Below are 24,045 nucleotides of genomic sequence, written 5' to 3' on the forward strand. Positions count from 1 at the left end.
CCAGTTTCACATCGGCTTCGGCAGCTTTCTCAGGTATATCGCGTATCTGACCATGGCTCCCAAGGGATACATGATGCCATAGAAGATTATGAAAATGTCAAGGCGGTCCAAGGCGGCGAAGATCGGTATCAGAACGATCATGTTGGTGAACGCCACCGGATTCAGCATGAAAAGCGCGGCGACGCCTTTCCTGCCGGCGAACCTTTTCCCTTCCACTCCGAGGGACCCCTCGTTCCCGTCTATGGTTTCTTCCGGCATCAGGCGGTTGTAGATGTTGGTCAGATCGATGATCAGGACCATGCAGATCCCGGCGGCGACGCCCAAGATCAGATACGCCACGGGATCGAATCCGAACCCCAATATCGGCTTGCATCCGGCGGCATACGCGGAATGTCCGATGAAGAACATCAGCAGCGGATACGATACGCGGTGGTTGACCCCGTCCAGGTAGTCTCCGCGGGGTGATTTGAGGCCGGTATATCTTGCCACAGGCCCGTCGGTGCAGTCCAAGGCGTATGCGATGACCCACGCGATTCCGCAGAGGATGTTCAGGATGTAATCCCCGAAATAGAACCCAATGGAAGCGACGATCATCAGGAGGCCCCAGAAGGCGGTTATGGCGTTCGGGGTGGCGCGGATTTTGAGGCATATCCCTCCGAGCGGAACGGCCAGAGGATTGTATACGTACTTCTCGGACGCGTTGAGGTTCTCGTGGTCCAAACACTCGATATAACGGCGCCAATCGATGCTCATCTTAACGTAACCTTCTTGCAGTTGTCCTTCGCCATTATATAACGGTATCTTCGCTTGCCGCATCCCCAGGGGAGGCTTTCCTGGTCCCCAGCCTGTCCCGGATGTAGATTATGGCGATGGACGCGATCCCGATGTACTGGACGACGAAGCCGAGCACGTACACGAGGTTAAGGTACTTGCCTCCGCTGCTGTCCAAAAACGCGAACATGTCAGATATCCACTCCAACGAAGGCCATCCGGTCGCCAAGGACAGCGGCAGAAGGTTGGTAGGCGTCGTAGACGCGAAGATTATCGCGGAGCTGATCCAGATTATTATCCATGGCACGAGGAACCTCCTGTCTTTGGCCGCGATCTGGATCGCCAGCAGGGGTATCAGCGACACCACGTATTGCGGCGCGGGAGGATACAGCATGCAGAGCGTCATGCAAATGAAAGAGCCGGTGAACAGCCTCTCCTTCAGGTCTTTCTCATCTCCTTTGTACACCCACAGGCCGACGAACAGGGTGGCAACTACAACAGCGCCGTAGCATATCACGCGCGTGAAGCCCTCGATCTGGGATGTCACAGATGTTGCTTTTGACCCGGTCGAGAATCCGGTGCGGTCGGTGATGAATCTGAAGCACTCGGATATGTCTCCCGTCATCAGCTGAGGCAGGAAGATAGCCGCCAGTATCCCCAATCCGCCCGCTGCCGCTATGAGGAAATGGGGGACGGCTTTTTCCGTCCCTCTCTCAGACGCGAAGAAGTAGAATACCATCGGCAGGAACAGGAACACGGGGAACAATTTCGTCGTCGCGGCGATCGCAAAGCACATGCCCATCAGCAAATACTTCTTGTGGAGGAGGAAGAACAGCGACAAGACCATGAAAGCCGCCCCTATTGAATCCGGCATCCCGATGATTCCCGAGGATCCCATCACGGTCAGGCTGAGCCACACCAGCGAGAACGCGGCTATCGAGCGGAAGCGGTCTCCGGTGAGTTCCTTCGCCAGCCTGCCGGCGACCAGCGATGCGACGAGGTCGAACAGTATCAGCGGGGCTTTGGAGCAGTAGTTGAACACGACAGACGTCACGATGGATATGGTGTGGTTCGGGCTCTGCTCGAAGAGCGCTATCTCCGGCACTTTGACTCCCATCTCGCCGATATCCAGGAAGGCGTTCGATAAGCCGTTGACCAGCCCCAGGATGTAGCCGCAGACCGGCGTGTAATAGTATCCTTCGATGTCGTACAGGCCTCCGCCGGCGTTGATGTTGCGGATGATTATCGCCCAATAGTTCGAGTCGAATATCAGCGCGAACGCCATGATAATCAGGCGCGCGATCAGCCCTATCGCGAATACCGTGAGGAGAGGATGCTTCGACCTCTCGGTCCAGGCGCGCACGGATCCTGCGAACCCATCAAGGCGCATAGAACGTCCTCCCCCAATCAGTGTACGTCCCTCCCATGTACACATACAGATGGCATTCCCCGTCGAAATCCATCGACCCATGGGCGGTCCCTCTGGTCACTTTCCCTTCGGCGCAATCCAGCACAGAGCTGTCGCAGCCTATCCCGGCCGCAATGGTCTGCCCTATGTCATCGAACTGCTCCAGATCGGGGCCTCCCGCGAAGACGGTTATGCAGCCGCTTCCGAAAGGCGCCGCGGCGATGGTAGAATATCCTTCGCGGACGTAGCCCAACTGCAATCCTTTGCTGAGGCCGAATAGCGTGGTGCTGCCTTTGAGCGAGAGGGCATCCGTGAACCCGTTCTCTATGACATCCCCGGTTATGTACGAAGAGATGTCTTTGCTGGAGGCGTCGATTGCGTCGTCGCTCCCGAAGAGCAGTTCCCTGTTTTCCTCGACCAAATATATGGCATCCCCGTCGGAATGGAATCTGCCCGCTTCGGATCCCAGCCAATACAGCCTGCCTCCATCGCGGACCCAACTCAGAAGCGGGTCGTCGGCATTCCCTGAATACACCGAGGACGGCAGCGCGAAAGATACGGACAGTATTCCCGTATTGCCGGGGTCGTCGGTGGTCTCCGCGATGGCTTCCTCCAGCCCGGCGCGGTCCACCGTCTCGACTGAAGTGAACCCTCTGAAGCGGAGCATCTGGGTTATCTGCTCGGCGGCATATCCCCAGTCGAACGCCAGAGGTCCCATGCCATCCGCGACCATGCCGCTGGCCTCGCTGTGGAGGTCTCCGGCGCGCTCGTCAACGTATATGTACAGCTTGCCCAGAGGCTCCCCGCCGCCGATGAGGACGGCCGAATACACGTCAGACCCGCTGCATTCCACGGAGAAATCGACGCGGCCGTCCGACCATTCCGCGGACGCATCGCGGTCGATCCCGGGGTTATACGTCAGATAGCCTCCAACCAGAATCAGCGCGACGAGAGCAATCGTCAGGATGGCGTAATGGGTGGTGCCGAATTCCATGTTCCGTCGCCCATCCATGTGTCCATATAAAACCTGATTAGATAGATGGATCGCAGGGATGCCAAAGAAAACGGAAGAATCGGGGGAGTTCCCCCTTTAAGTTTCAAAGAACCGTGGAATCGACGCAGGAAATCTCTCCGACGCCTTCCATCTCGCTGATGGCGGCTTCGAGCTTTCCTCCGACTCCCTCGTCGGAATCGTCGATGATGAATTCGGCGGTGAGCTTCATCATACCGAAGAAAGCCTCTTCGAGACCGGTTTTCTGGAGTTTGACTCCAGCGGGAAGTACGGAGGGGAGTTTCTCGAGGACCTTTTTCATATCGACATCGGGGTTCTCGGGCATGATTTCGTATTTGGCGAACAACTCTCCCATATGAGCACCTCAAGGTCCAATGAATCCGCATTTCTTGCATTCGTAGGGGACGCCCTGGTCGCGGCACTGATCGCACCTTCCGATCTCATACTCCCCGCATTTGGGGCACTTGAAGAAGGTGTTGCCGTGGCCGATGAGCCTCTTGCCGCATGAAGAGCATATTTTATCGGCTGCCATGATGCGTCCGATATTGCTACACCTATTTAAGAGGATAGCCCGATTCTTTTCTTTAATAAGATTGGGACGGCTTTTTTTGAGGAGGTTCGGACCGCCGGCGCTCAGGCATCCGCTTCCCATATCTTAAGCGATTTTCGGCATTGTTTGATAAGGCCATACGACTATTCTCCCGCAGGTGTAATAGATGAAGATACAGGCTGATTGCATCCCATGCCTCATGAAACGCGCTCTTTTCCAGTGCAGGCTGGACGACCGCGTAGACGACTATTCTGCCATGGAAGCCTGCGCGAAAGCCATGGCCAAGGCGTTAGGGCCGGACAAGACGACATCCGAAGTCGGGACTGCCGTCCACGAGGCCTCCTATGCCAAGATGCTTACCGAGGACCCTTACAAAAAGATAAAAGTCAGCGCCGACAACATCGCCGACGGCCTTGCCATGCGCGCCCAGAGCCTCGTCGACAACTCCGAAAACAAGTTCGGGATGGCGCTTCTGATCGCCGCCGTGGGGAACATCCTCGATTTCGGCATCGACGCCAGGACCGTGGACAGCCCGGAGGATTTCGGCGAAAGATTCGACGCTTTCATGGCGGAGGGATTGGGCCTCTATGACGAGGAGCTGATCAACTCTCTGCTTCTGGGCGCAAGGAGGATCACTTACGTGTTCGACAACTGCGGCGAGTCCCAGCTTGACAGGATCCTGATCAGGGAGCTCCGCAAGAACGGCAAGCATGTGATAGGCGTGGTCCGCGGGAAGCCCATCTTCAACGACGTGACCAAGTATGACGCCGAGAGATCCGGATTGGCCATGGATCTGGATGAGATCTACGACACAGGCAAGTTCTATGTCGGGGTCGACTGGGAAAATATACCTGAAGATACCAAGAACGCTGTCTTAAGCTCCGATCTCATCATAATGAAGGGGATGGCGAACTATGAGAGCGCCTCGGAGAAAACTCTCTCAGTGCCAGTGATCCACATCCTCCGCGCCAAGTGCGTCCCGGTCGCCAAATCTGTAGGGGTGCCGCAGGGAACCAACGCGGTGTTCGCCGTCCTCAACGGGAGGAGAATGGACAGATGAGGGTCCGGCAGGCCGTGATAATGGTGGGGGGTCAGGGCACAAGGCTCCGCCCCCTCACCGAGAGCTGCCCCAAACCCATCCTCCCGGTTGCAGGGAGGCCTTGCATATGGTATCTCATGAGGTCCATGGCCAGGGCGGGCATAGAGGAGATAATCCTCGCCTGCGGCTACCGCCCCGAGATGATGGAGGGGGCTCTCGGAGACGGCTCTGATTTGGGGATAAAGATATCGTATTCGTACGAGAGCGAGCCGATGGGCACCGGAGGCGCTCTCAAGCTCGTGGAAGACAGGCTGGACCCAGTCTTTCTGGCGTCCAACGGCGACGTGTTCGCTGACATCGATCTGAGGGCGGAGATCGATCGCCATCTCGATTCCGGAGCGGAAGTGACGGTCGCCCTCGCCTCGGTTCCCAACCCATGGGAGTTCGGGGTTGCCCGCGTCGCGGATGACGGCTCGATACTCGAGTTCCGCGAAGGCATGAAGGAGGGCGAGACGTTCTCCGACCAGATAAACGCGGGTGTCTATGTGGCGGATAAGAACGTCTTGGAAAGGATCCCGGCGGGAAGGTTCTGCGATTTCTCTAAGGAGATATTCCCCGAGATCATATCCTCCGGCGGGAAGCTGATGGGATACCCGTTAGACGGCATTTGGATGGATGTCGGCCGCCCCTCTGACTATGTCAAAGCAAACCTGTGCATGGCATCCAGAGAGCCCGGGGATTCGAGCTCGCGCATATCCGGGGGCTCGTCGGAAGGCCCCGTTTTTGTAGGGGAGGGAGCTTTCGCAAAGGATTCGGACATCAATTCCGCCGTCCTGATGGGAGGGGCGGAGGTCGTCGGATCTCGCCTCAGGCGCGCCGTGGTCCTGAGCGGCAGCAGGATAGAAGGGGCCGACGTAGAAGACAGCATAATCGGCAGGGGCTGCAGAGTGTGCGCCGGCGCCGTTGTCAGGAATTCAGTCCTTGCCGATGGGGACGTCGTCGGTCCCGGCGAGAAAAGGGATGACGGCAGGAAAGTCCGATCGGACCTTTTTCGTCGTTTCGACCGGGTCCCAGACGTTCACGTCGCAGTTCCCGGATTCGATGTATTTCTTCGCGTCCGAGCGCGCTTTCATCTCCAAGCGCCCGGCATAAAGCATTTTCACGGGGTGGAAGCCGAGGTCGCGGATCATTCCCAGCGCGGCTTTGAGGACGTATTTCCTGTTCCACGACGGGATGTCGTAGTCGAACTTCTTCTTCATGTTGCATTCGCCTATGTTAACGCGGGTCCTCTGCTTGAGGAAATCCTCTTCCGTCTCCGGGCCTCTGTTATAGACGATCGCATCGGGGGCATAGGCGCATTTGTACCCCGCTTTCTCGAGATTCATCCTGATGATGTCCTCGTCCGACTGCTGGTCCAGCGCGAGGCGCGTCCCAATGTCGCGGAAAGCTACCAATTCCCCGATCTTCGGATAGATCATGGCGAGGTTGTGGTGCATGCTCCACAGCACATGGACGGCGAACCCGACTCTGTCCTCTTTGCTGTTGGTAGGCATCGGGTGGCCTCCGACCATGCCCATCTTCTCGTCTTCGAAAGGCTCCACGAGATGGAGGAGGGATTCGTCGGTCCCGAGGATGTTGTCTGCGTTCAGCATGACGACCAATCCGCACGTTTTCGCGTCAAGATAAGCGTTTATGGCGGAATTCTTCCCTTCCCTTCTGTTCTGGACTATGAGATTGATGTCTTCATGCTTTTTCTGGAGCTTGCGGACGATGTCGTCGGTCCCATCCGTGCTTCCGCTTGACACTATTATGACCTCTTTGACGTGGAATCCCGGCGTCTTCTGGGAATAAATCGAGCTCACGCAACGCTCTATGTTCTGCGCTTCGTTGTACGCGCATATCCCAATGGTTATGTCTGGAAGCATGGCCGCCGGTCGCACTATATTTTCCTATCATAAAACCAATGCGGTTTTTAGGGTCCGATCTTATCTGTCATCTCGGTTTCCCGGAAGCCTTCTTTTCGGACAATTCCCTCAGCAGATCCGACAGGAACGCCTCAAGGTCGCGATTGCGTTGGTACGGCGGGATTTCAAGCTTTTCGGCCGCTTTGATGGCGACCTCCAAATCCTTCAGATCCCTCAGGACGACCGCTCTGCCCATGGCTTCGACCTTGGCCGCCACCTCTTCCTGCCCATCCGGAGTCCCGTCGGTGCTCCTGACGACCACGGTGCGCGGGACCAGAACCATGGGTATCCTCCTCTCCAAGCAGTTGAGGATGGTCCCGATCCCGGCGTGGCACACCACGAGGTCCGCTTTCCCGTACAGCTCAGACATCCCGTCGTCGGGAAGGAAATCGAAGCATCTGCTGTGGGATCCATTGAACCCGGTTCCGGCCACCTGCTGGACTACTTCTTTCCCGCTGCGTTCCGCGTATGCGTCCATGCGCTCGAAAAGCGGGCCGAAGGGGTAATCGTTCATCCCGATGGTGACGAGTATCAGAATATCCCCCCATGATATTCGGCGCCGATCTGTTCCGCGAGGCTCTCCCATCTGACTATGAAGCGGTCGCAGAAGCGGCGTATGAAAGAGGCCGAACCGGACAGCTCGGTGACGTTCGCTCCCGATTCTATGTAAATGGTGTACGCGCCCAGGAACTTGCAGAGCGGGAACAGGAAAATGTCGGCATGCCCCATCCCGGTGCTGATCAGGACGTCCGGCTTGTCGAAGAGGACCTTCGGAAGCAATCTGGCCAGAGATAGGATGAAGCGGAATCTGCTTTTCCAAGGGGGGATCAGCAGAAATTTGGGCTCTTCCAGATCGTCAGTGCGCACGCTTTCATAGGTGATGAATCTGCAGTTGTAGGCTTCCCATGCGCCTTTGAGCTCCATCATCTCTTGCAGATGCCCGCCCCAGCTGCACAGAAGATCCACGCGCATGAGAATCCAACCGAGCGCTGGTATATGCTTTTGGCGGTCGGCTTTTTCTCGCCCATCGGTTTCCTCCCGCCAATATTCTTTTTCTCGCAGGCGGAATCGACATCTGCGTCCGAAAGCGGCGCGGCGAGATAGAAAGAATGCCGAGTGAACGGGCAATTTCTTCAGGTTTGGGCGTCGGACTTGCCGTTTGCCGCCAATCGGAATAGCTGTTTTAGAGGTTAAGATAATTCTTATTGGAATATAGGGTATGTACTTATATATACAGGAAGCACGTAAGCAACACGGTCAGTTCTCACGGGATATGTCGGTTTTTCGTTTGAACCGGTTCGGAAGCCGACGCAGAAGGTGAATCGATGGATGGGATACATTACAGTGCCAGAGCCCCATTAAGAATAGGTTTGGCGGGAGGAGGAACGGACGTTGACCCCTATGCTACCGAAAAAGGCGGCGTAGTCTTCAACGCTACGATTAATAAGTACACCTATTGCACGCTTATTCCTAGGGCCGATGGCAAGAGGACTGCCAGATCATCATTTTACGGCAATTTCAGAGCCGATCTGGCGAATGGCCCATTCGTTCTCGATGGGAACCTTGACATAGTGAACGTGGTTGCCGATCATTTCGGCATAGACAGCGGATTCGACGCCATAATGCAATCGGAAGTGCCGCCCGGATCTGGCCTCGGGGGATCTTCCACCGTCATGGTATCCATAATCTCCGCTTTCTCCGAATGGACCGGCCACAGGATCTCCGCAAAGGACATGGCAAAGCTGGCGTTCGATCTCGAGAGGAAGAAGCTCGGGTTAAAAGGCGGCCGCCAGGATCAATACGCTGCCGTCTTCGGCGGATTCAATCTGATGAAATTCAACGGCGACAACGCTGAAATAGAGAGCGTGCGCGTCGGCAAGGACGTGGTGGACGAGCTCCAAGCCCGCACCCTTCTCTGCTACACCGGGGCGACCCGCAGTTCCGGAGACATAATCGATTCCCAGATGAAAGCGTTCGTCAAAGGGGACAACGAAAAGGCTCTGGACGAATCCAAAAGGATCGCATCTGAGATGGCCAATGCCATCGGCAGGGGAGAAATCACCCTCGCAGGAAAGCTTCTCCGCGAGTCATGGCAGTTCAAGAAGCAGTTCTCCAACAAAATCTCTAACAGCACGATCGATTCCATGTACGAATCGGCCCTGAAAGCGGGCGCCATAGGCGGCAAAGTCTCCGGCGCGGGCGGAGGGGGATTCATGTTCTTCATATGCGATTACGACCGCAAGTATAAGGTCGCAGAAGCCCTGCAGGATGCTAACGAGAAGGCCATCGTCACGGATTTCATGTTCGAGCCGCACGGTGCGACTTCTTGGAGGTATCCGAATGAGTGATTCCATATCCGAGCAGTTGGCGACCAGTTCCAGCGTAATATCCTGCATAGATCCAACGCAGATTCGCGCCGCGGCGGATGTGCTGGCCGAAGCTTTCAAAAACGGCAGGCAGGCCTATTTCATGGGGAACGGAGGGTCCTCCGCCGATGCCGCGCACATTGCGGCCGAATTTTCAGGCAGATATCTGATGGAGCGCCCGGCGCTTCCCGGAATCGCGCTATCCAACATAGTCCCGGTGACGGCCATCGGGAACGATTATTCGTTCTCCATCGTTTTCAAGAGGCAGATCGAGGCCATGTGCCGCGCAGGAGATGTGGCTGTCTGCTATTCGACATCAGGGAACTCCGAGAACGTCATTCTGGCGGCCGAGGAGGCACATGCCCGCGGGGCCAAGGTCATATCCTTCACCGGGGACTGCGGCAAGCTCAGGGAGATCGCCGATGTCCCGGTCGTGATCCCTTCCAAAGAGACCCCCCGCATCCAGGAAGGCTATCTGTGCGCTTCCCACATCATCTGCAGCATCGTCGAGAAGGAGCTGTTCGGCAGCCGAGCCGTCTTCATCGACAGAGACGACACTCTCGCCCCCAATGTTCCGTATTGCTCCGATCCGGATCTTTTCGTTCCCTATGACGATGTGCCGGAAGGTATCGCGAAGCTCAACGCGGCCGGATTCAAAGTGATTCTGATCACCAATCAGTCGGGGCTGAACCGCGGTTACTTCGGGTTGGAGCAGCTGGAGGCCATACACTCCAAGCTTTTGCGCGTAGTGGAGTCGGGAGGGGGTAGTATTGACGGGATTTTCTTCTGCCCGCACAGGCCGGATGAGAAGTGCGGCTGCCGCAAGCCGCGCATAGGCATGGGTCTGGATGCCATCCGCAAGCATTGCGTGAACCCTCTGAAGTCGTACATGGTCGGGGATTCGGACTCGGACATGGAATTCGGAAGGCGTTTGGGATGCAAGACGTTCAGAGTCGGGAACGGGGTTCCGTTCTCTGACGCGGTAGAATTCATACTGAAAGACGCTGGATGACGCCGTTTTTTCTTTTTCTCTTAACATATAAGTATCTGTGCAGAGGTTACACGGCCAACGAAGGTGCAACCGTGTACGTCATCTCGCTGATCGTCAAGAACGAGTTCGGAGTCATGCAGAGGGTCATGGGAGAGTTCACTCGCAATAAGATCAACGTCGAGACGATAGTCGTCGGCAAGTGCGAGCGCCCCGGGAAATCCCGCATAGTTCTGTCGGTCGTCGACAGAGCGGTCGCCGAGATGGCGATCGGCAGGCTCCAGAAGCTCCAGGACGTCTACGATACCGAACTGGTTCCGGAGTCCGGGCAGTCGGCATACGCGCTCCTCTCCACTTCCAGCGGGAACGTGGGAGTCGTCGGAGGATCGGATCAGGTTGAAGAGCTCATCGAGCGCAGCAAGCCTGAGAGATACGTCAAGGCACTGAACGCACTTTAAGCTCCAATAAGGTGGATCAATGGATAAGACAGAGAAGATTTGGCTCAACGGAAAGCTCGTCGACTGGGCGGACGCCAAGGTCCATGTCCTTGCGCATGCCCTCAATTACGGCACCGGCGTCTTCGAAGGCATCAGAGTCTATCAGACTCCCAAGGGGCCCGCAGTGTTCAGGCTTAAGGACCACGTCAGGAGGCTGGTCGACGGGTGCAAGATGATGGGCTTCAAGCTCGAGTTCGACGGCAAGGAATACGATGAGGCGGCCATCTGCAAGGCCATCAAAGATGTCGTCAGAGCCAACGGCGAAGCGGTCGATTACATCAAGCCATGCGTCTTCCTCAGCGGCGAGGAGACCGGGCTGAACCCCGTGAAGGTTCCCGTCTCTTTCGCTATCACCTGCGTCCATATGGGCAACTACCTGGGCAAGGACGCCGACGCTGGCGCCAAGCTCATAACGTCCTCCTGGCAGAGGCCTGACAACCTGTGCGGGCCTGCCGGGGCAAAAGTCAACGGCGCTTACGTCACTTCCACGCTCGCCAAGAGGGAGGCGGTTTCTCAGGGAGCAAACGAAGCGGTCATGCTCAACTCCGTCGGGCATGTGGCCGAGTGCACCGGTGAGAACATCTTCATGTACCGCCACGGAAAGATCCTCACCCCCCAGGCCGCGGAATCCATACTCGAAGGGATAACCAGGGATTCCGTCATCAAGATCGCCAGGGAGATGGGGTACGAAGTCCTCGAGACCCAGATCTCCAGGTTCGAGCTCGTATCTTCGGACGAGGTTTGGATGACCGGCACTGCGGCGGAGATCGCGCCTGTCACCAGCATCGACGGAAGGCCCATCGGCGGCGGCAAGATCGGCGACGTCTCCAAGAGAATCCATGCCAGATTCCATGACATCGCGACCGGCAAGGTTCCCGAGTACGAATCCTGGCTGGATTACGTCAACTGAAAATCATTTCCCGCCCTCCGGGGCGGTTTTTCTCATTCCGGAAGGTCAGGTTCTACCGGCTTTCCGGATGCGATGTCTTCCAAGATTCTCTCGTATTTCGGGATGAATCTCTCGTAGGAATACGATTTGGCATGTTCCAGCGCCAGCTTTCCCATGCTCTCCCTCAGATCGCCATCGGAAAGCAGCCTGTTCATGGCTTCCGCCAGGGCCTTGGGATCTTTCGGGGGCACGGTTATCCCGCCTTTCCCGACGGTATCCGGCAATCCGTTGACGTCCGTGCAGACTATCGGCCTTCCGCGGGACATGAGCTCGATGGCGGCCAGGCCGAACGATTCGAACAGGGACGGCATCACGAACAGTTTGCAGCCGTCCATGAGGCGTTCCTTCTCGTCTTCCTCTACGAAACCGCGCATTTCAATCTTGTCTTGGAGCCCGAGGCGGGATATCTGCCTCTTCAAATTTTTGGTTTCAGGCCCTTTTCCGCATATTATGAGCTTGGAGTCGACGTCCTGCATGGCTTCGACCATGTACTTCAGGCCTTTCGTCTTCACCACGCGCCCTAGCGACAGGATATAATCCCCTTCGGGGGCGCAATTTGGTTCGGGGTCTTCCGAGAGGCAGCACGGGACGAAAGACGTCTTTTCCGCAGGCCATCCCCGCTCTATCGTCGCCGTCTGGACATGTCTGCTGACGCATACGACATGGCTGAACGAGGGCAGAACTTTCTTCATGAAGCGGCGGTCGTTGATTTCGGACGCTTTGGCAGCCATTCCGATCCCTTCCCCCCACATGTTATGGCAGGTGAACAGTTTCGGGCCGGAATATCTGCTCAGAGCTTTGTTCCAGGATGGGGCCCAGCGGTAGTTGTAGTTCACCACGTCGGCATCCAGGGATTCCAAGGCTTCCAAAACGCCCGGAGTGGAGACGAAAGGGGGGTTGTAGATGTTCAGATATGACGATTTCAAGCGCACGATGCGGTATCCGGAGGGATCAGTCTCCTCTTCTTCTGTGTCCGGGAGCCTGGACGTCAGTATGGTCACGTCGTGTCCCATTTCCGCGAGGCGTTTTGCGATGTCGTCCATTCTGCGCTCTATCCCGCCTTTGTAGGGGAAGAAAAAAGGGTTCACATCAACGAATCTCATGAAGCATCCCACCCGCTCTTTTTCTTGCGTACGTACGAAGCGATCAGGCTCAGTATTATCACGGCTATGATAAAGACGAGCGTCACTTTGAAGGCCATCGGCCCGCTGAAATACGCGTAGAAGTAGCTTGTCGCCAATAGTATCGCGCCGTATTTGATTATGCACCCGATGACAATGTAGAAGGCGCATTTTTTGGGGTCCCACGAATCTATCATGGCGATGAACGCCCCGGCGAAGGGGATCATCGGCGCGATCCTATTGACCAGCAGCATCTTTTCGTCGCTGACCACCAAGAAACCCACGTATTTGTCGACCGCCGATTTGATTTTCTTGGGGACGCGGATGCGTTTGACGATGAAATACAGCGAGAAAACACCTGCCAGCTCGGCGGCTATGGCCATGGCTATCAGCAGCACCCCATATAACGGGGTCGGATTGTAGTCGTAGCCGACGATGAAGAACAATTCGGGGAGGGCGGGGAATATCAACGCGTCTATGAGGAAAATCAGGAACACGCAGATCAGCAAGCCCGCGTCGCCGTAATCGCCGAACAGCCCATAGATGAAATCGGATACCACGCCCATCTCGTTTCCTCCGGGCTTCTATGAGTTCAGAATAGAGTTTTTCCAGGCGCTCAGCGGTTTTGTCTTCGGAATTGTCCAGCGCGGTCGCCAAGGAATTGCGTCTCACTTCTTCGGATGCGTCCAGGCATCTCTTTATGGCGTCGGCGCAGTCCTCTTCCCCGCTGAAAAGGAATCCGTTCTCTCCGTCGCGGATTATATCGTGGAATGCTCTGGCATCGCAGCACGCCACGGGAAGCCCCGAAGCCATAGCTTCCAGCACCGAGAGCCCTTGGGTCTCGAATCTTGAAGCCGAAACCAGCATGTCGGATGCGGCATAGGCATAGACGACGTTCTGGTTCTCTATGTAACCGGTGAAAACGACTTTGTCTTCCATGCCCAATTCTTTCGACAGATTCTTCAGATCCGGGCCGGCCGGGCCGTCGCCGACGATGAGAAGCATGGCGTCGACGTCTTTCATGGCCCTTATCACCATGTCGATGTTCTTTTCGTAGGAAAGACGGCCAACGGAAGCGACTACCTTCCCCTCCAAACCGTGCTCCTTCCTGAATGCGGAGCCATCCACGCCGGGATGGAATCTTCCCACGTCGGTTCCGGTGGGGATGATCTCGGTCCTTTTCGGGGATGTCAGCGAAAGCAGCTCCTTCTCTATGCTGGGGCTGGGCACGATCAGCGCGTCGGTCCTTTTCACTATGGCGCGGATGTATTTCCAGGCGCATTTCTTCACGAAACCTATGTCCAGTTTGACCGGGCAATAGAAATCCAGGACATCTCCGACCATGGTATGGAATGTCATCACGGAGGGTATGCCCAGCTGGCGGCTGTAAAGCAGCCCTCTGAGGGCCATGACAGCCACCCCGTGTATGTGAATGATGTCTATGCGCAGTTTTTCGAGCTTTCTGAGGGCTCTGGAAGGCATTATCGGTATGAAATACCCGTCGTACGACTTGAATCTGATGGATTTAATGTAGATGACGCCTTCCAAGCGATCTTTCTCCCCCGGGTCCGGAGCCACTATGAACACTTCGTGGCCCCTCTTCTCAAGGGTTCTCTTGGCGATGGAGACAGATGTGACTACCCCGTCCTTCGTCGGATAGTAGCTGTCCGTAATCATCGCTATGCGCATGCGCTCTGGATGCTGTGGTTTGATATAATGTTTCACCGCCCGCCCGCAGATGGTTGGGCCGATGGCAGGAGGCCAATCGATACGGTTTTAATCTGATTCATTCTGTCTTGGGCATGGTAAAACGGAACGCGGTGGCTGCGGTTTCATGCGCTCTTTCGGTGGCGGTGGCTGCGGTTTCATGCGCCAGAGGCGAATGGTTTTGGCTTGCGGTATCCGCTTTTTCCATATTCGCTCTGTTCTGCCATAAGGCATTCAGATCCGATAGGGGGCTTCGCGCCGGCCTATTGGCATGGACTATAGTCCCGTCCGTCCTTCAGCTGGCGTTCATAGCCGCTGACGAGTGGTTTCTCCCGCTTTCGGATGGCACCATGGTTCTGTCAGGAATACCGTTGTTCGAGTATCTGTCGTCTCTGTCGATGTCCATCCAGAGCTTCGCGTCCGGATTCGCCGTCCTTGTGGCTGCCGATGCGGCCGGGCGTTTCACGATCGGGAAGGCATGGATGCTGGTGCTCTCGATGATGATTACGCTCGCTGTCTCTGCCGCGTTCATGTTCTATGAATACGGGTGGATGTACTTCCACGGATATCCGCTGGAAGGCTATCAGCTTCCGACCCGCGAGATCACGCATTGGGCGAACGGCCTCATAATGACCTTCTCCCTCGTCGCCGCAATATCCGGATTCCTGATGTTCGCGGCCGGATACTTCTATTTCAAAGGCGTTCCCAAAGAGTCTCTCACGGAGGAGGCGTTATGAGGAAGGTCCCATACGATGAGCTGGCATGCGTTGCCGTGTTCGTCGCTATGCTGGTGCTCTGCCTTCACGCGTATCTCAACGGTTTCTGCCATGATTACGAGAGGAACACGGGGGTATTCTGCAGTTTCATATGCTTGCTTCCCGTGGCTTTCAAGCGCCTTGGGCTCCTAACTTTGCCTGCCCCGTTCACGATTCTGATACTCATAGCGATTGCCCTCCATGCCTTCGGGGTGCTGTACTTCTCCTATGATGAGCTGTATTTCTACGACAACATCACGCATTCCCTGTCTTCGGCCGTCGTCACCGCCTGCGTTTTCCTGACTATGCTGTGCTACCACGTGATGAGCTCGAAGGTTGATTTCGCCGGGAGATCGCTGGCGATTTCCGTGGCGCTGATAATGGTCGGATTCAGCGTTTACTGGGAGCTCTTGGAGTATGCCGTGGACACGATAACTGGCATCAATATGCAGTACAGCCCGATGGACACCATGCGCGACATGATCTGCAACACATTGGCATCGTTGGTCGCGTCCGTGCTGCTGCATCGCTATGCCGAGCATCATACGCCCGAGGCGGTGGTCCAGTCTCTGAATCTCCATCCAGCCCTCCGCAGATTCATTTCCAACCGCTGAGGCCTCTGCGCGGTTGTTAAATAGTATCAGCAAATTGGGGCATTGCTTTACGAGGCCCGATGAATAATGACGGTGCGTTGAGCGCCAGAATGAGGTAGTAATCATGTCTATATACGTTAAATTTGACACGCCAAAGGAGCTTTCTGACAAAGCCTACACCCTCGCGGAGTCCGCGAAGGACAGCGGAAAGGTCAAGAAAGGGACCAACGAAGTCACTAAGGTCGTCGAGCGCGGAGCCGCGTCCATGGTCATCATGGCCACCGACGTCGAGCCCCCGGAAATCCTCGCCCACATCCCCGCTCTGTGCGAGGAGAGGAACGTCCCCTACGTCTACGTCCCCAGCAAGGCCGAGCTCGGAAAGGCCATCGGACTCAACAAGCCTGCCGCATCCGTCGCCATCATGGACGTCGGAAAGGGAAAGGCAATCTGCGAAGAGATCGCCCAGGCAGTGAAAGCCCTCAAGAACTGAGGTGAGCTGAATGGTCGACACTGACAGCATCCCTTCCGAGGTCGTAGAGATCATCGGCAGGACCGGGATGACCGGAGAGGCCACCCAGGTCAAAGTCCGTGTCCTCGACGGCCGCGACAAAGGAAGGATCATCACCAGGAATATTATGGGCCCCGTCAGAATGGGAGACATCCTCATGCTCAGAGAGACTTCCAGAGAGGCCAGAAAGCTTGGAATGAGGTGATTCCAATGGTAGACACGTCCAAAGTCTGCTCCTTCTGCGGAGCCTACATCGAGCCCGGAACCGGTAAGATGTACGTCAAAAAAGACGGAACCGTCCTTCTCTTCGACAAAAACAAGTGCTACAAGAACATGATCCAGCTCAAGAGGGTCGCCAGGACCACCGAGTGGACCAAGAAGGCCGCCGAAGAGAAAGCCGCGAGGCTCAGATCCGCCGAGAAGAAGGAGTGATCCCATGGCCATGGAACAGACTTATCTCATGGTCAAGCCCGACGGAGTCCAGCGCGGGCTCTGCGGGGAGATCCTCTCCCGCTTCGAGAAGAAAGGCCTCAAAATCGTCGCCGTGAAGCTCATGGTCATCTCCAAGGAGACCGCCGAGAAGCACTACGCCGAGCACAAAGGCAAGCCCTTCTTCCCCTCGCTCATCAACTACATCACCTCCGGGCCCGTATTCGCTATGGTCCTCGAGGGTGAGGACGCCGTCGCGATCTGCAGGAACCTCATGGGCAAGACCAAGCCCAGCGAGTCTGCTCCCGGAACCATCCGCGGCGACTACGCCATGGTCACCGGATGCAACATCATCCACGGATCGGATTCCACCGACTCCGCCAAGAGGGAGATCTCCATCTTCTTCAAGCCTGAGGAGCTCGTCTCCTACGACAGGACCATGGACAAGTGGATCTACGAGTGAGATCCCTTCCCACAAACGTTTATCTTACTCCGGGGAGAAATCCCCGGTATTTCCGGTAACTTCTGCGGCCAGCCATACTCTTGCCGCATGGAGAGGCCAAAAAATACTATCAATCTAAACTGCCATCCAGTGGCATCCAGGTGATCTAATGGCTATAAGGCAACCCGTCGTCAGCGTTCTCGGCCATGTTGACCATGGCAAAACCAAACTTCTCGACCGCATCAGAGGGACGTCCGTCCAGGCGAGGGAGGCGGGAGCCATAACGCAGCACATCGGGGCCACCGAGGTGCCTATAGACCACATTTACAAGGTATGCGGGAAGCTCATAGGGAACAAGAAGTTCAACGTCCCCGGGCTCCTTTTCATCGATACGCCCGGGCACCATTCCTTCGTCACCCTCCGCGCCAGAGGCGGTTCCCTGGCGGATCTTGCCGTCCTGGTCATAGACATCAGGGAAGGAATAATGCCCCAGACCATCGAGTCTATACGCATTCTGAAGCAGTACAAGACGCCGTTCGTCATCGCCTTGAACAAAGTCGACACGATCCAGGGCTGGACCAGCGAGGATGGCAGGCCGTTCGTCCTTTCGGAGAGGGCACAGCAGGAGCATACCCTCGAGATGTTCAACGAGAAGCTGTACAACGTCATCGCCCAGCTCGCCGAGAACGGGATCTCAGCCGACAGATACGACAGGATAGAGGATTTCACCAAGGCCGTCGCTCTCGTGCCCATAAGCGCGAAGGAAGGGGAAGGGGTGCCGGATCTGCTCCTGGTTCTGATCGGACTGGCCCAGCGCTTCCTGGAAAGCCAGCTGGAGAAAGGAGAAGGCCCTGGCAGAGGCACCATATTGGAGATCAAAGAGGAGCGCGGGCTCGGCAAGACCCTCGATCTGATCCTTTATTCCGGGACCCTGAAGAAAGGTGACACTGTCGCCATCGGAACGCACGGCGAGCCTTTGGTGACCAAGATCAGGGCAATCCTGAAGCCCAAGCCCTTGGATGAGATACGCGATCCCCGCGACAGGTTCGATTCCGTGAAGGAGCTCCACGCCGCCGCGGGAGTCAAAATATCCTGCCAGAGCTGCGAGGGAGTGATCGCCGGCGCGCCGATATTGGTGGTCAAGAACGCCAACGACCCGGCCATAAGCGGCATCAAAGAAGAGCTCAGCATGAAGATCGAGACTCAGGAAAGCGGCATAATGATCAAAGCCGACGCCATTGGTTCTTTGGAGGCCCTCGCATTCGAGGCTAAGGCCAACGGCATCCCGATCAGGAAATACGGGGTGGGCGAGATCACCCGCAGGGACATCGTCGAGACTGCGTACGGCGACAAGAAGAACAGCGTCATCCTGGGTTTCAACGTCTCTGTCTCCAAGGATGCCGAATCCGAGATCCTGAACCATCCGGAAGTCGAGGTCAAGACCAACCAGATCATCTACCAGCTCATAGACGATTATCTGGAGTGGGTCGAGGACAGCAAGAAGAAGAGCGAGACCGACAAGAGGTCCGAGTTCTCGTTCCCCGCCAAGATCCTGCTCCTTCCGAACTGCACCTTCCGCGCCAGCAAACCCGCCATAGTCGGGGTCAGAGTGCTGGCCGGCAAGATCAGGCCCGGAGAGAATCTGATAGGCGCCGACGGCCGCGACGCAGGGAAGATCAAGAGCATACATTCCGGCGAGGACACGCTCAAAGAGGCGTCCCAGGGCGAGGAGATTGCGCTGGGCATAGAAGGCGTGGTCGCCGGCAGGCAGATCAACGAAGGCGACATACTTTACATCGATCTTTTGGAGTCGGGATACAAGCAGTTCCCGAGCATAGACCTCAACGAAGATGAGAAGATTGCCCTTGAGGAGACGGTCGCCATCAAGAGGAAGACCGACAATTTCTGGGGAATGTGATCCCCAGACCTTACTATGGGCGCTCAATATCTCGATCGGCGCTTCTCACCGGGATACAATCCGTAATAATCTATGCCTTTGACTTTGGCGTAGAATTTCGCCATGAACTTGCCGAATCCCCACATCTGGTGGAACGTCCTGATGACTACGTTCTCGTCCAGATGGCTGTCGCCTTCATCCCTGGATTCGAATGTGTATTCCACCTTCGCGATCTTGAGCTTGCGGTCGCTGTATTTCAGCAGATCCGCCAGGACCTTCCAGCCTTTCAGCTCCATCTCGTCCCAATGATCCTCGATTTCGGGCTTGAAGACGTCAGTGCGCCCTCCGATGAGGCCGCTCATAAGATCCGTGGTGGTCTGCTTCCCATGGAATTTCAGCGTGAGGGAGTACCAAATGTTGAATATCCATGATCCCAAGCCGCGTTTGAAGCCCATGATCATGCGGTTGGTCCTCGTTCCGACAACCAGATCGCACCCTGATTCCAGTTTTTCGTAGATCGGGCCGACAGTCGATATGGGGTGCTGGAAGTCGCAGTCCATGTTTATGAAGTAATCCGTGCCGCAGATGAGAATCCCCTGCATGACGGCCGCGGCCAATCCGCGCTCGTTAGGGTCCCTGACGAAGAATCTGACCATGGGGTCGCCCATACTCTTTATGAGCTCCCTGCTGTCGTCCTTGGAGTTGTCGTCCATGAAGAGGATGCGGAAATCCGGATAGGATTCGCGGAGAGCTTTGGCCATCTTAACGATGTTTTTCTCCTCATCGTATGTGGGTATAACTATCGTGCAGGTGCCAGGCATCCGTTCATCTCTTTGTCGGCGGTTAGGTAGAGGGAATATAAATTAGGTTCTCGCTCAACCGCCGGCGAAAAGTCTGTCCGAGGTCAGAAAACATTTGTTTCAAGGGGTTTCGATGCCGTCAATCCAAGCCAATATTTATTAATGACATGCCATTAACTCCGCTTCACAGGTGTTCAAATGGTTGATTACAAAGTAGTCGTCAACGATGTGAAGACTGGGAAGTCTTACAATGTTGCTGTCACCGGAAACCACGCGGCATCTCTGACTCGCATGAGCCTGGGAGATGTTATCGACGGCGTTTTCGTTGGGCTCCCCGGTTACAAGCTCAAAATCACCGGCGGTTCCGACAAGACCGGAACCCCTATGAGGTCCGACCTCCCTGGGAACAGGAAAGTCAAGCTCCTCATTTCCGACAGTCTCGGCTTCCATGAGAGATATCACGGAGAGAGGAAGAGAACCGCGATCTGCGGCCGCGTCATCTCCGAGAGCATATCCCAGATCAACATGAAAGTCACCGAGTACGGGGAGAAGTCCATAGAGGAATGCCTCGCGCAGCCTCCGGCGGAGAGCTGATGAAGGTACCTAGCCAGCCCGAGATAAACATCGGGATGATCGGCCACGTCGACCACGGGAAGACCACCCTCACCAGGGCCCTTTCCGGCGTGTGGACCGACCGGCATTCCGAGGAGCTCAAGAGAGGCATCTCGATCCGTCTCGGGTATGCGGATGTTGCGTTCTATAGGTGCCCCGAATGCCAGGGGCCTGCCGCATACGGAACCAGCAAGAAATGCAAGAATTGCGGCGCCGACGCCGAGTTCCTCAGGTCAGTATCTTTCGTGGACGCTCCCGGGCACGAGACCCTGATGGCTACGATGCTCTCAGGGGCGGCCCTCATGGATGGAGCCCTCCTTCTGGTCGCGGCCAACGAGAAATGCCCCCAGCCTCAGACGAAAGAGCATCTCATGGCGCTCTCGATCATCGGGATCGATAAGATAATCATCGTCCAGAACAAGATCGATATCGTCACCAGGGAGCAGGCGGTCGAGAACTACAAGCAGATAAAGGAGTTCGTTAAGGGGACCATCGCGGAGAACGCTCCGATCATTCCCTTATCCGCCAACCGCGGCGTCAACATCGACATTCTCATCGAAGCGATCGAGAAGCATATCGTCTCCAAGGTCAAGAGGGACCAAGACGCGCCCGCGCTCATGCATGTGGCCCGTTCCTTCGACATCAACGCCCCCGGAACCAAGCCGGAAGACCTCAAAGGAGGTGTCCTCGGCGGAACTCTGATCCAAGGGACTCTGAAGATCGGGGACGACATAGAGATTCTGCCCGGAAGGAAGACCGAAGTCGCCGGGAAAGCCGTGTACGAGAGGATGACCGCGAAGGTCATGTCACTCGAAGCCGGCGGCAAGAGCGTGGACAAGGTCCTCCCCGGAGGTCTCATAGCGATCGGGACCGGATTGGACGCTTCCCTCACGAAGTCCGACGGCCTCACAGGAAGGGTCGTCGCCGTACCCGGGAATCTTCCGGATGTCAGGCACGACTTCACCATGAAGACTACTCTTCTGGACCGCGTCGTCGGGTCCATGGCCGAGCTTTCCGTCGAGGACATCAAGAGCAACGAGCCTCTGATGCTCAGCGTCGGAACCGCCACCACCGTCGGCGTCGTGAAGAGCGCCAGGAACGGCTCCGCCGAAGTAGCCCTCAAGATTCCGGTGTGCGTTCTGCCCGGGCAGAGGGTGGCGATCTCGAGAAGGATCTCCAACAAGTGGAGACTCATCGGCTACGGGATCGTCGATCAGTGAGACCATGCAATCCGTGGTCCTGGACACAAACGCTTTGCTAATGCCTTTCGAAGTCAGGATAAACCTGGATCTCGCCCTCAGAGACCTTTTGGGCGAGGCCAGGATCCTGGTTCCCGGCCCTCTCATAGGGGAGCTGAAACATCTGAAGCACAGGTATGCCAGAGCCGCTCTGATGCTGGCCCGCAGATACGAGATCATCCCCACCGAAGCGTCCGGAGACGATTCCGTCATCGAGCTGGCTTTGAAGGAAGGAGCATACGTCGTCACCAATGACAAGGAGCTTCGCAGAAGGCTCAGAAAGGAATCGGTGCCGATAATATTCCTCCGTTCGGGAAGGCATCTGGTTCTGGACGACTATCTCGGCCAGCAGTCCTGATGCGCTTCCCGGGAGGGAAGAAAGGGTTTTTGGGATGGAATCAGTCGTCGCGGACTTCCATCCTCTCGATTACGACGTCCCTGATGGGCTTGTCGTTGAAGTCGGTCTTCACCTTGCTGATGGCGTCGGCGACCTCCATTCCGGATATGACGGTTCCGAACACAGGGTGTGCGGAGGGGGTTCTCGGGTCTTCCTTGTCGAGGTACGTGTTGTCCACGACGTTGATGAAGAACTGGCTGCCGCCGCTGTTCGGGCGCCCGGTGTTGGCCATTGAGATGGTTCCTCTGACGTTCGAGTGGCCGTGCCCGAATTCGTCCTCGATCGTGTATCCGGGGCCTCCCATTCCGGTTCCGTCCGGGTCCCCGCCCTGGATCATGAAATCTTCGATGACTCTGTGGAAGATAACGCCGTCATAGAATCCATCGTTGGATAGTTTGACGAAGTTTCCGGTCGTTATGGGCATGTCGTCGTGCAGCTTTATGACGATGTTCCCCATCGAAGTATGCATTATGACGGTAGTCATGTTTGCGAGAATGCTGTGAGCCGTCATATATTTTCGTCTTCGTTTCTCGGGAAAACGTACTCTACGCTGTTCTTCCCGCACTTTCTGGCCAGTGATTCGGTGGCCATTCCGAGTTCCAGGAAGGCCGCGCTGTAGACCGCGTTAGGCACCAGGCAGGTGGGCGTAAGCTGCCCGCGGATGTCGTCGCGGTTGATTTTGCTGTCCTGGAATCCGTAAACGTCCTCCGGCGATACGGTCCTCAGTCTGGACGCGTATCCCATGACCACTTCGCAGTCGGATTCCATTTCTACGTCGAGGTCGCCGTCATCCCTGGCGGATACCGTCACCTTGGCTTTGCGGCCGCACATCCTCATGTCAACCTCTACCGTGGATGCCATAGGACGGAATCCCCGTCCCCATGCATAATTGTAACCGCCGAATCTCGAAGCGGTTTAATCCCATGGATGTAATCTCCACCGCATGATGCCTATGTCCAAGAAAGCTATATTGGTAGTGAGTTTCGGCACCAGCTACAACGACAACTGCGAGAAGACCATCGGAGCCACCGAGAGCCTCATCTCGAAGAGCTTTCCCCAATGGGCGGTTCTGAGGGCCTTCACCAGCAAAATGATCATTAAGAAGCTCAAGGAACGCGACGGGAACGTCGTCTATTACATCGACGAGGCCCTTCAGAGGCTCGTGGATGACGGCTTCGACACGGTCATCGTGCAGCCGACGCACATCATGAACGGGACCGAATACGATTTCGTGGCGCATTTCGTCGAGAAATTCAGGGACAAATTCAGATGCATAAGGATCGGGAAGCCTCTCCTGACGTCCGGCGAGGATTATGAGAAGGTCGTGGAAGCCATCTCCGCAGGGATAATCATCCCAGCGAAGGAGATGGCCGGGCCCGACGCGGGAATCGTGCTGATGGGCCACGGCTCGGAGCACTTCGCCAATTCCGCCTACAGCCAGCTTCAGCTTTGCCTTTGGCTCTCCGGATATGAGGACGTCTACGTGACCACGGTGGAAGGTTTCCCGGATTTCGTCGACACGATGGCTCTGATGAAAGGCATGGGGATAAGGAACGTCGTCATCCAGCCGCTGATGCTCGTTGCCGGCGACCATGCCAACAACGACATGGCCGGGGATGAGCCGGATTCCCTCAAGTCGGTCCTTGAGCACAACGGATACAAGGTATTCCCAATGGTCAAAGGCCTCGGAGAGATCCCAGAGTTCCGCCAGCTTTTCGTGGATCACATCTCCGACTTAATGAAGGAATGATTTTATCGGGGCTTCGGCCCCCATTTTTGTCATGAAAATTCTGCCGAGAACCTGCGTGTACCAAGCGGTCTCGGCGCCCGCTCCGCATTGTCTTGGGAAAGTCATAAGCACGGATTCTTTCGCATCCAGACGTCAGGGAACCTCTGGCCAGCATAATGTTGTGTGCAAAATTACGTTTGATTATTATACTTATCAGGGCGATTTCAGTCCAGAGCGTCCTGGCATGCGAAAAGCATCCTGGGCCCTTCTGAA

General features: G+C 56.2%; 30 protein-coding genes and 1 pseudogene. 17 read left to right on the forward strand and 14 right to left on the reverse strand.

Annotated features, from left to right (window positions below; all coding sequences use genetic code 11):
- Positions 1-6 precede the first annotated feature (6 nt).
- The 5 genes from IKP20_04625 to IKP20_04645 all read right to left on the reverse strand — a co-directional run bounded on the left by IKP20_04625 (position 7) and on the right by IKP20_04645 (position 3,723).
- On the reverse strand, positions 7-753 hold the full coding sequence (locus IKP20_04625; protein MBR4504237.1) for a CDP-alcohol phosphatidyltransferase family protein: 747 nt from the start codon (positions 751-753) through the stop codon (positions 7-9).
- A 34-nt stretch (positions 754-787) separates the two neighbouring features.
- On the reverse strand, positions 788-2,161 hold the full coding sequence (locus IKP20_04630) for a DUF2029 domain-containing protein (GenBank protein ID MBR4504238.1): 1,374 nt from the start codon (positions 2,159-2,161) through the stop codon (positions 788-790).
- On the reverse strand, positions 2,151-3,173 hold the full coding sequence (locus IKP20_04635; GenBank protein MBR4504239.1) for a hypothetical protein: 1,023 nt from the start codon (positions 3,171-3,173) through the stop codon (positions 2,151-2,153). Before IKP20_04635 ends, IKP20_04630 begins: the two co-directional genes overlap by 11 nt.
- A 103-nt stretch (positions 3,174-3,276) precedes the next feature.
- A complete protein-coding gene (locus IKP20_04640) occupies positions 3,277-3,546 on the reverse strand; it encodes a translation elongation factor EF-1beta (GenBank protein MBR4504240.1) in 270 nt (89 codons plus the stop codon).
- Positions 3,547-3,555: 9 nt separating this feature from the next.
- Positions 3,556-3,723, reverse strand: a complete 168-nt coding sequence (locus tag IKP20_04645; protein MBR4504241.1) for a DUF1610 domain-containing protein — start codon at positions 3,721-3,723, stop codon at positions 3,556-3,558.
- A gap of 184 nt (positions 3,724-3,907) precedes the next feature.
- Between IKP20_04645 and IKP20_04650 the strand changes: the two genes are divergently transcribed.
- Together IKP20_04650 and IKP20_04655 are read left to right on the forward strand one after the other, a co-directional pair.
- Positions 3,908-4,801 (forward strand): DUF89 family protein, encoded by an 894-nt coding sequence (locus IKP20_04650; GenBank protein MBR4504242.1) that lies wholly within the window; start codon positions 3,908-3,910, stop codon positions 4,799-4,801.
- Positions 4,798-5,493 (forward strand): annotated as a pseudogene (locus IKP20_04655) (nucleotidyltransferase family protein). The gene IKP20_04650 and the pseudogene IKP20_04655 overlap by 4 nt, the downstream one beginning before the upstream one ends.
- Positions 5,494-5,754: 261 nt before the next feature.
- On the opposite strand, the gene IKP20_04660 reads toward IKP20_04655, so the two are convergent.
- From IKP20_04660 to IKP20_04670, 3 genes are all read right to left on the reverse strand, one after another.
- Positions 5,755-6,705, reverse strand: coding sequence for a glycosyltransferase (locus IKP20_04660; protein MBR4504243.1), 951 nt, complete (start codon positions 6,703-6,705; stop codon positions 5,755-5,757).
- Positions 6,706-6,772: 67 nt separating this feature from the next.
- Positions 6,773-7,258: a hypothetical protein gene (locus IKP20_04665; protein ID MBR4504244.1), complete on the reverse strand. Its 486-nt coding sequence runs from the start codon at positions 7,256-7,258 to the stop codon at positions 6,773-6,775.
- A gap of 17 nt (positions 7,259-7,275) precedes the next feature.
- Positions 7,276-7,716, reverse strand: a complete 441-nt coding sequence (locus IKP20_04670; GenBank protein ID MBR4504245.1) for a hypothetical protein — start codon at positions 7,714-7,716, stop codon at positions 7,276-7,278.
- A gap of 353 nt (positions 7,717-8,069) precedes the next feature.
- Between IKP20_04670 and IKP20_04675 the strand changes: the two genes are divergently transcribed.
- From IKP20_04675 to IKP20_04690, 4 genes are all read left to right on the forward strand, one after another.
- Entirely contained in the window at positions 8,070-9,092 is a 1,023-nt protein-coding gene (locus tag IKP20_04675) for a kinase (GenBank protein ID MBR4504246.1), read from the forward strand.
- Positions 9,085-10,122 carry an HAD-IIIA family hydrolase gene (locus IKP20_04680; protein MBR4504247.1) on the forward strand — a complete coding sequence of 346 codons (1,038 nt, stop codon included), beginning with the start codon at positions 9,085-9,087 and terminating at the stop codon, positions 10,120-10,122. Before IKP20_04675 ends, IKP20_04680 begins: the two co-directional genes overlap by 8 nt.
- A gap of 71 nt (positions 10,123-10,193) precedes the next feature.
- Positions 10,194-10,556: an acetolactate synthase gene (locus IKP20_04685; protein ID MBR4504248.1), complete on the forward strand. Its 363-nt coding sequence runs from the start codon at positions 10,194-10,196 to the stop codon at positions 10,554-10,556.
- Positions 10,557-10,575: 19 nt separating this feature from the next.
- Positions 10,576-11,505: a branched-chain amino acid transaminase gene (locus tag IKP20_04690; protein ID MBR4504249.1), complete on the forward strand. Its 930-nt coding sequence runs from the start codon at positions 10,576-10,578 to the stop codon at positions 11,503-11,505.
- A gap of 32 nt (positions 11,506-11,537) precedes the next feature.
- Here the strand turns inward: IKP20_04690 and IKP20_04695 are convergent, their stop codons facing one another.
- Genes IKP20_04695 through IKP20_04705 form a run of 3 tightly spaced genes read right to left on the reverse strand, consistent with a single transcriptional unit; the run spans position 11,538 to position 14,354 of the window.
- Positions 11,538-12,647 (reverse strand): glycosyltransferase family 4 protein, encoded by a 1,110-nt coding sequence (locus IKP20_04695; GenBank protein MBR4504250.1) that lies wholly within the window; start codon positions 12,645-12,647, stop codon positions 11,538-11,540.
- On the reverse strand, positions 12,644-12,937 hold the full coding sequence (locus IKP20_04700) for a hypothetical protein (protein MBR4504251.1): 294 nt from the start codon (positions 12,935-12,937) through the stop codon (positions 12,644-12,646). The genes IKP20_04695 and IKP20_04700 overlap by 4 nt, the downstream gene beginning before the upstream one ends.
- The gene (locus IKP20_04705) at positions 12,903-14,354 is read right to left on the reverse strand and encodes a glycosyltransferase (GenBank protein ID MBR4504252.1); all 1,452 of its coding nucleotides are present in this window, start codon (positions 14,352-14,354) and stop codon (positions 12,903-12,905) included. The genes IKP20_04700 and IKP20_04705 overlap by 35 nt, the downstream gene beginning before the upstream one ends.
- A gap of 113 nt (positions 14,355-14,467) precedes the next feature.
- On the opposite strand from IKP20_04705, the gene IKP20_04710 reads away from it, so the two are divergent.
- The 7 genes from IKP20_04710 to infB all read left to right on the forward strand — a co-directional run bounded on the left by IKP20_04710 (position 14,468) and on the right by infB (position 19,017).
- Positions 14,468-15,109 (forward strand): hypothetical protein, encoded by a 642-nt coding sequence (locus IKP20_04710; protein ID MBR4504253.1) that lies wholly within the window; start codon positions 14,468-14,470, stop codon positions 15,107-15,109.
- The gene (locus IKP20_04715) at positions 15,106-15,741 is read left to right on the forward strand and encodes a hypothetical protein (GenBank protein MBR4504254.1); all 636 of its coding nucleotides are present in this window, start codon (positions 15,106-15,108) and stop codon (positions 15,739-15,741) included. The genes IKP20_04710 and IKP20_04715 overlap by 4 nt, the downstream gene beginning before the upstream one ends.
- 103 nt (positions 15,742-15,844) lie before the next feature.
- Entirely contained in the window at positions 15,845-16,210 is a 366-nt protein-coding gene (rpl7ae, locus tag IKP20_04720) for a 50S ribosomal protein L7Ae (GenBank protein MBR4504255.1), read from the forward strand.
- 10 nt (positions 16,211-16,220) lie between these two features.
- Positions 16,221-16,433 (forward strand): 30S ribosomal protein S28e, encoded by a 213-nt coding sequence (locus tag IKP20_04725; protein MBR4504256.1) that lies wholly within the window; start codon positions 16,221-16,223, stop codon positions 16,431-16,433.
- A 5-nt stretch (positions 16,434-16,438) separates the two neighbouring features.
- Positions 16,439-16,660, forward strand: coding sequence for a 50S ribosomal protein L24e (locus IKP20_04730; GenBank protein MBR4504257.1), 222 nt, complete (start codon positions 16,439-16,441; stop codon positions 16,658-16,660).
- Positions 16,661-16,670: 10 nt separating this feature from the next.
- Positions 16,671-17,120 (forward strand): nucleoside-diphosphate kinase, encoded by a 450-nt coding sequence (gene ndk / locus IKP20_04735; protein MBR4504258.1) that lies wholly within the window; start codon positions 16,671-16,673, stop codon positions 17,118-17,120.
- Between the two features lie 148 nt (positions 17,121-17,268).
- Positions 17,269-19,017, forward strand: a complete 1,749-nt coding sequence (gene infB, locus IKP20_04740) for a translation initiation factor IF-2 (GenBank protein ID MBR4504259.1) — start codon at positions 17,269-17,271, stop codon at positions 19,015-19,017.
- 23 nt (positions 19,018-19,040) lie between these two features.
- Here the strand turns inward: infB and IKP20_04745 are convergent, their stop codons facing one another.
- Positions 19,041-19,817 (reverse strand): glycosyltransferase, encoded by a 777-nt coding sequence (locus IKP20_04745; GenBank protein MBR4504260.1) that lies wholly within the window; start codon positions 19,815-19,817, stop codon positions 19,041-19,043.
- 177 nt (positions 19,818-19,994) lie between these two features.
- Here IKP20_04745 and IKP20_04750 point away from each other — a divergent pair, with 177 nt between their 5' ends.
- The 3 genes from IKP20_04750 to IKP20_04760 are packed head-to-tail and all read left to right on the forward strand — an operon-like array spanning position 19,995 to position 22,004.
- Entirely contained in the window at positions 19,995-20,390 is a 396-nt protein-coding gene (locus IKP20_04750) for a 30S ribosomal protein S6e (GenBank protein MBR4504261.1), read from the forward strand.
- Positions 20,390-21,628: a translation initiation factor IF-2 subunit gamma gene (locus tag IKP20_04755; protein MBR4504262.1), complete on the forward strand. Its 1,239-nt coding sequence runs from the start codon at positions 20,390-20,392 to the stop codon at positions 21,626-21,628. The genes IKP20_04750 and IKP20_04755 overlap by 1 nt, the downstream gene beginning before the upstream one ends.
- A 4-nt stretch (positions 21,629-21,632) precedes the next feature.
- Entirely contained in the window at positions 21,633-22,004 is a 372-nt protein-coding gene (locus IKP20_04760) for a twitching motility protein PilT (protein ID MBR4504263.1), read from the forward strand.
- A gap of 40 nt (positions 22,005-22,044) precedes the next feature.
- Here the strand turns inward: IKP20_04760 and IKP20_04765 are convergent, their stop codons facing one another.
- The gene (locus IKP20_04765; protein ID MBR4504264.1) at positions 22,045-22,554 is read right to left on the reverse strand and encodes a peptidylprolyl isomerase; all 510 of its coding nucleotides are present in this window, start codon (positions 22,552-22,554) and stop codon (positions 22,045-22,047) included.
- Positions 22,551-22,904: a hypothetical protein gene (locus tag IKP20_04770; protein ID MBR4504265.1), complete on the reverse strand. Its 354-nt coding sequence runs from the start codon at positions 22,902-22,904 to the stop codon at positions 22,551-22,553. The genes IKP20_04765 and IKP20_04770 overlap by 4 nt, the downstream gene beginning before the upstream one ends.
- Before the next feature lie 82 nt (positions 22,905-22,986).
- On the opposite strand from IKP20_04770, the gene IKP20_04775 reads away from it, so the two are divergent.
- A complete protein-coding gene (locus IKP20_04775; protein MBR4504266.1) occupies positions 22,987-23,793 on the forward strand; it encodes a sirohydrochlorin cobaltochelatase in 807 nt (268 codons plus the stop codon).
- The last annotated feature ends 252 nt before the right edge of the window (positions 23,794-24,045 follow it).

It is taken from the genome of Candidatus Methanomethylophilaceae archaeon (assembly GCA_017524805.1).
GTDB lineage: Archaea > Thermoplasmatota > Thermoplasmata > Methanomassiliicoccales > Methanomethylophilaceae > Methanoprimaticola.

What these genes read in the sequence shown, in the direction of transcription:
- IKP20_04625 (MBR4504237.1), bottom strand. Translation starts at nt 753, where the DNA reads ATGAGCATCGATTGGCGCCGTTATATCGAGTGTTTGGACCACGAGAAC.
- IKP20_04630 (MBR4504238.1), bottom strand. Translation starts at nt 2,161, where the DNA reads ATGCGCCTTGATGGGTTCGCAGGATCCGTGCGCGCCTGGACCGAGAGG.
- IKP20_04635 (MBR4504239.1), bottom strand. Translation starts at nt 3,173, where the DNA reads ATGGAATTCGGCACCACCCATTACGCCATCCTGACGATTGCTCTCGTC.
- IKP20_04640 (MBR4504240.1), bottom strand. Translation starts at nt 3,546, where the DNA reads ATGGGAGAGTTGTTCGCCAAATACGAAATCATGCCCGAGAACCCCGAT.
- IKP20_04645 (MBR4504241.1), bottom strand. Translation starts at nt 3,723, where the DNA reads ATGGCAGCCGATAAAATATGCTCTTCATGCGGCAAGAGGCTCATCGGC.
- IKP20_04650 (MBR4504242.1), top strand. Translation starts at nt 3,908, where the DNA reads ATGAAGATACAGGCTGATTGCATCCCATGCCTCATGAAACGCGCTCTT.
- IKP20_04660 (MBR4504243.1), bottom strand. Translation starts at nt 6,705, where the DNA reads ATGCTTCCAGACATAACCATTGGGATATGCGCGTACAACGAAGCGCAG.
- IKP20_04665 (MBR4504244.1), bottom strand. Translation starts at nt 7,258, where the DNA reads ATGAACGATTACCCCTTCGGCCCGCTTTTCGAGCGCATGGACGCATAC.
- IKP20_04670 (MBR4504245.1), bottom strand. Translation starts at nt 7,716, where the DNA reads ATGCGCGTGGATCTTCTGTGCAGCTGGGGCGGGCATCTGCAAGAGATG.
- IKP20_04675 (MBR4504246.1), top strand. Translation starts at nt 8,070, where the DNA reads ATGGATGGGATACATTACAGTGCCAGAGCCCCATTAAGAATAGGTTTG.
- IKP20_04680 (MBR4504247.1), top strand. Translation starts at nt 9,085, where the DNA reads ATGAGTGATTCCATATCCGAGCAGTTGGCGACCAGTTCCAGCGTAATA.
- IKP20_04690 (MBR4504249.1), top strand. Translation starts at nt 10,576, where the DNA reads ATGGATAAGACAGAGAAGATTTGGCTCAACGGAAAGCTCGTCGACTGG.
- IKP20_04695 (MBR4504250.1), bottom strand. Translation starts at nt 12,647, where the DNA reads ATGAGATTCGTTGATGTGAACCCTTTTTTCTTCCCCTACAAAGGCGGG.
- IKP20_04705 (MBR4504252.1), bottom strand. Translation starts at nt 14,354, where the DNA reads ATGCGCATAGCGATGATTACGGACAGCTACTATCCGACGAAGGACGGG.
- IKP20_04710 (MBR4504253.1), top strand. Translation starts at nt 14,468, where the DNA reads ATGGTAAAACGGAACGCGGTGGCTGCGGTTTCATGCGCTCTTTCGGTG.
- IKP20_04715 (MBR4504254.1), top strand. Translation starts at nt 15,106, where the DNA reads ATGAGGAAGGTCCCATACGATGAGCTGGCATGCGTTGCCGTGTTCGTC.
- rpl7ae (MBR4504255.1), top strand. Translation starts at nt 15,845, where the DNA reads ATGTCTATATACGTTAAATTTGACACGCCAAAGGAGCTTTCTGACAAA.
- IKP20_04725 (MBR4504256.1), top strand. Translation starts at nt 16,221, where the DNA reads ATGGTCGACACTGACAGCATCCCTTCCGAGGTCGTAGAGATCATCGGC.
- IKP20_04730 (MBR4504257.1), top strand. Translation starts at nt 16,439, where the DNA reads ATGGTAGACACGTCCAAAGTCTGCTCCTTCTGCGGAGCCTACATCGAG.
- ndk (MBR4504258.1), top strand. Translation starts at nt 16,671, where the DNA reads ATGGAACAGACTTATCTCATGGTCAAGCCCGACGGAGTCCAGCGCGGG.
- infB (MBR4504259.1), top strand. Translation starts at nt 17,269, where the DNA reads ATGGCTATAAGGCAACCCGTCGTCAGCGTTCTCGGCCATGTTGACCAT.
- IKP20_04745 (MBR4504260.1), bottom strand. Translation starts at nt 19,817, where the DNA reads ATGCCTGGCACCTGCACGATAGTTATACCCACATACGATGAGGAGAAA.
- IKP20_04750 (MBR4504261.1), top strand. Translation starts at nt 19,995, where the DNA reads ATGGTTGATTACAAAGTAGTCGTCAACGATGTGAAGACTGGGAAGTCT.
- IKP20_04755 (MBR4504262.1), top strand. Translation starts at nt 20,390, where the DNA reads ATGAAGGTACCTAGCCAGCCCGAGATAAACATCGGGATGATCGGCCAC.
- IKP20_04760 (MBR4504263.1), top strand. Translation starts at nt 21,633, where the DNA reads ATGCAATCCGTGGTCCTGGACACAAACGCTTTGCTAATGCCTTTCGAA.
- IKP20_04765 (MBR4504264.1), bottom strand. Translation starts at nt 22,554, where the DNA reads ATGACGGCTCACAGCATTCTCGCAAACATGACTACCGTCATAATGCAT.
- IKP20_04770 (MBR4504265.1), bottom strand. Translation starts at nt 22,904, where the DNA reads ATGGCATCCACGGTAGAGGTTGACATGAGGATGTGCGGCCGCAAAGCC.
- IKP20_04775 (MBR4504266.1), top strand. Translation starts at nt 22,987, where the DNA reads ATGATGCCTATGTCCAAGAAAGCTATATTGGTAGTGAGTTTCGGCACC.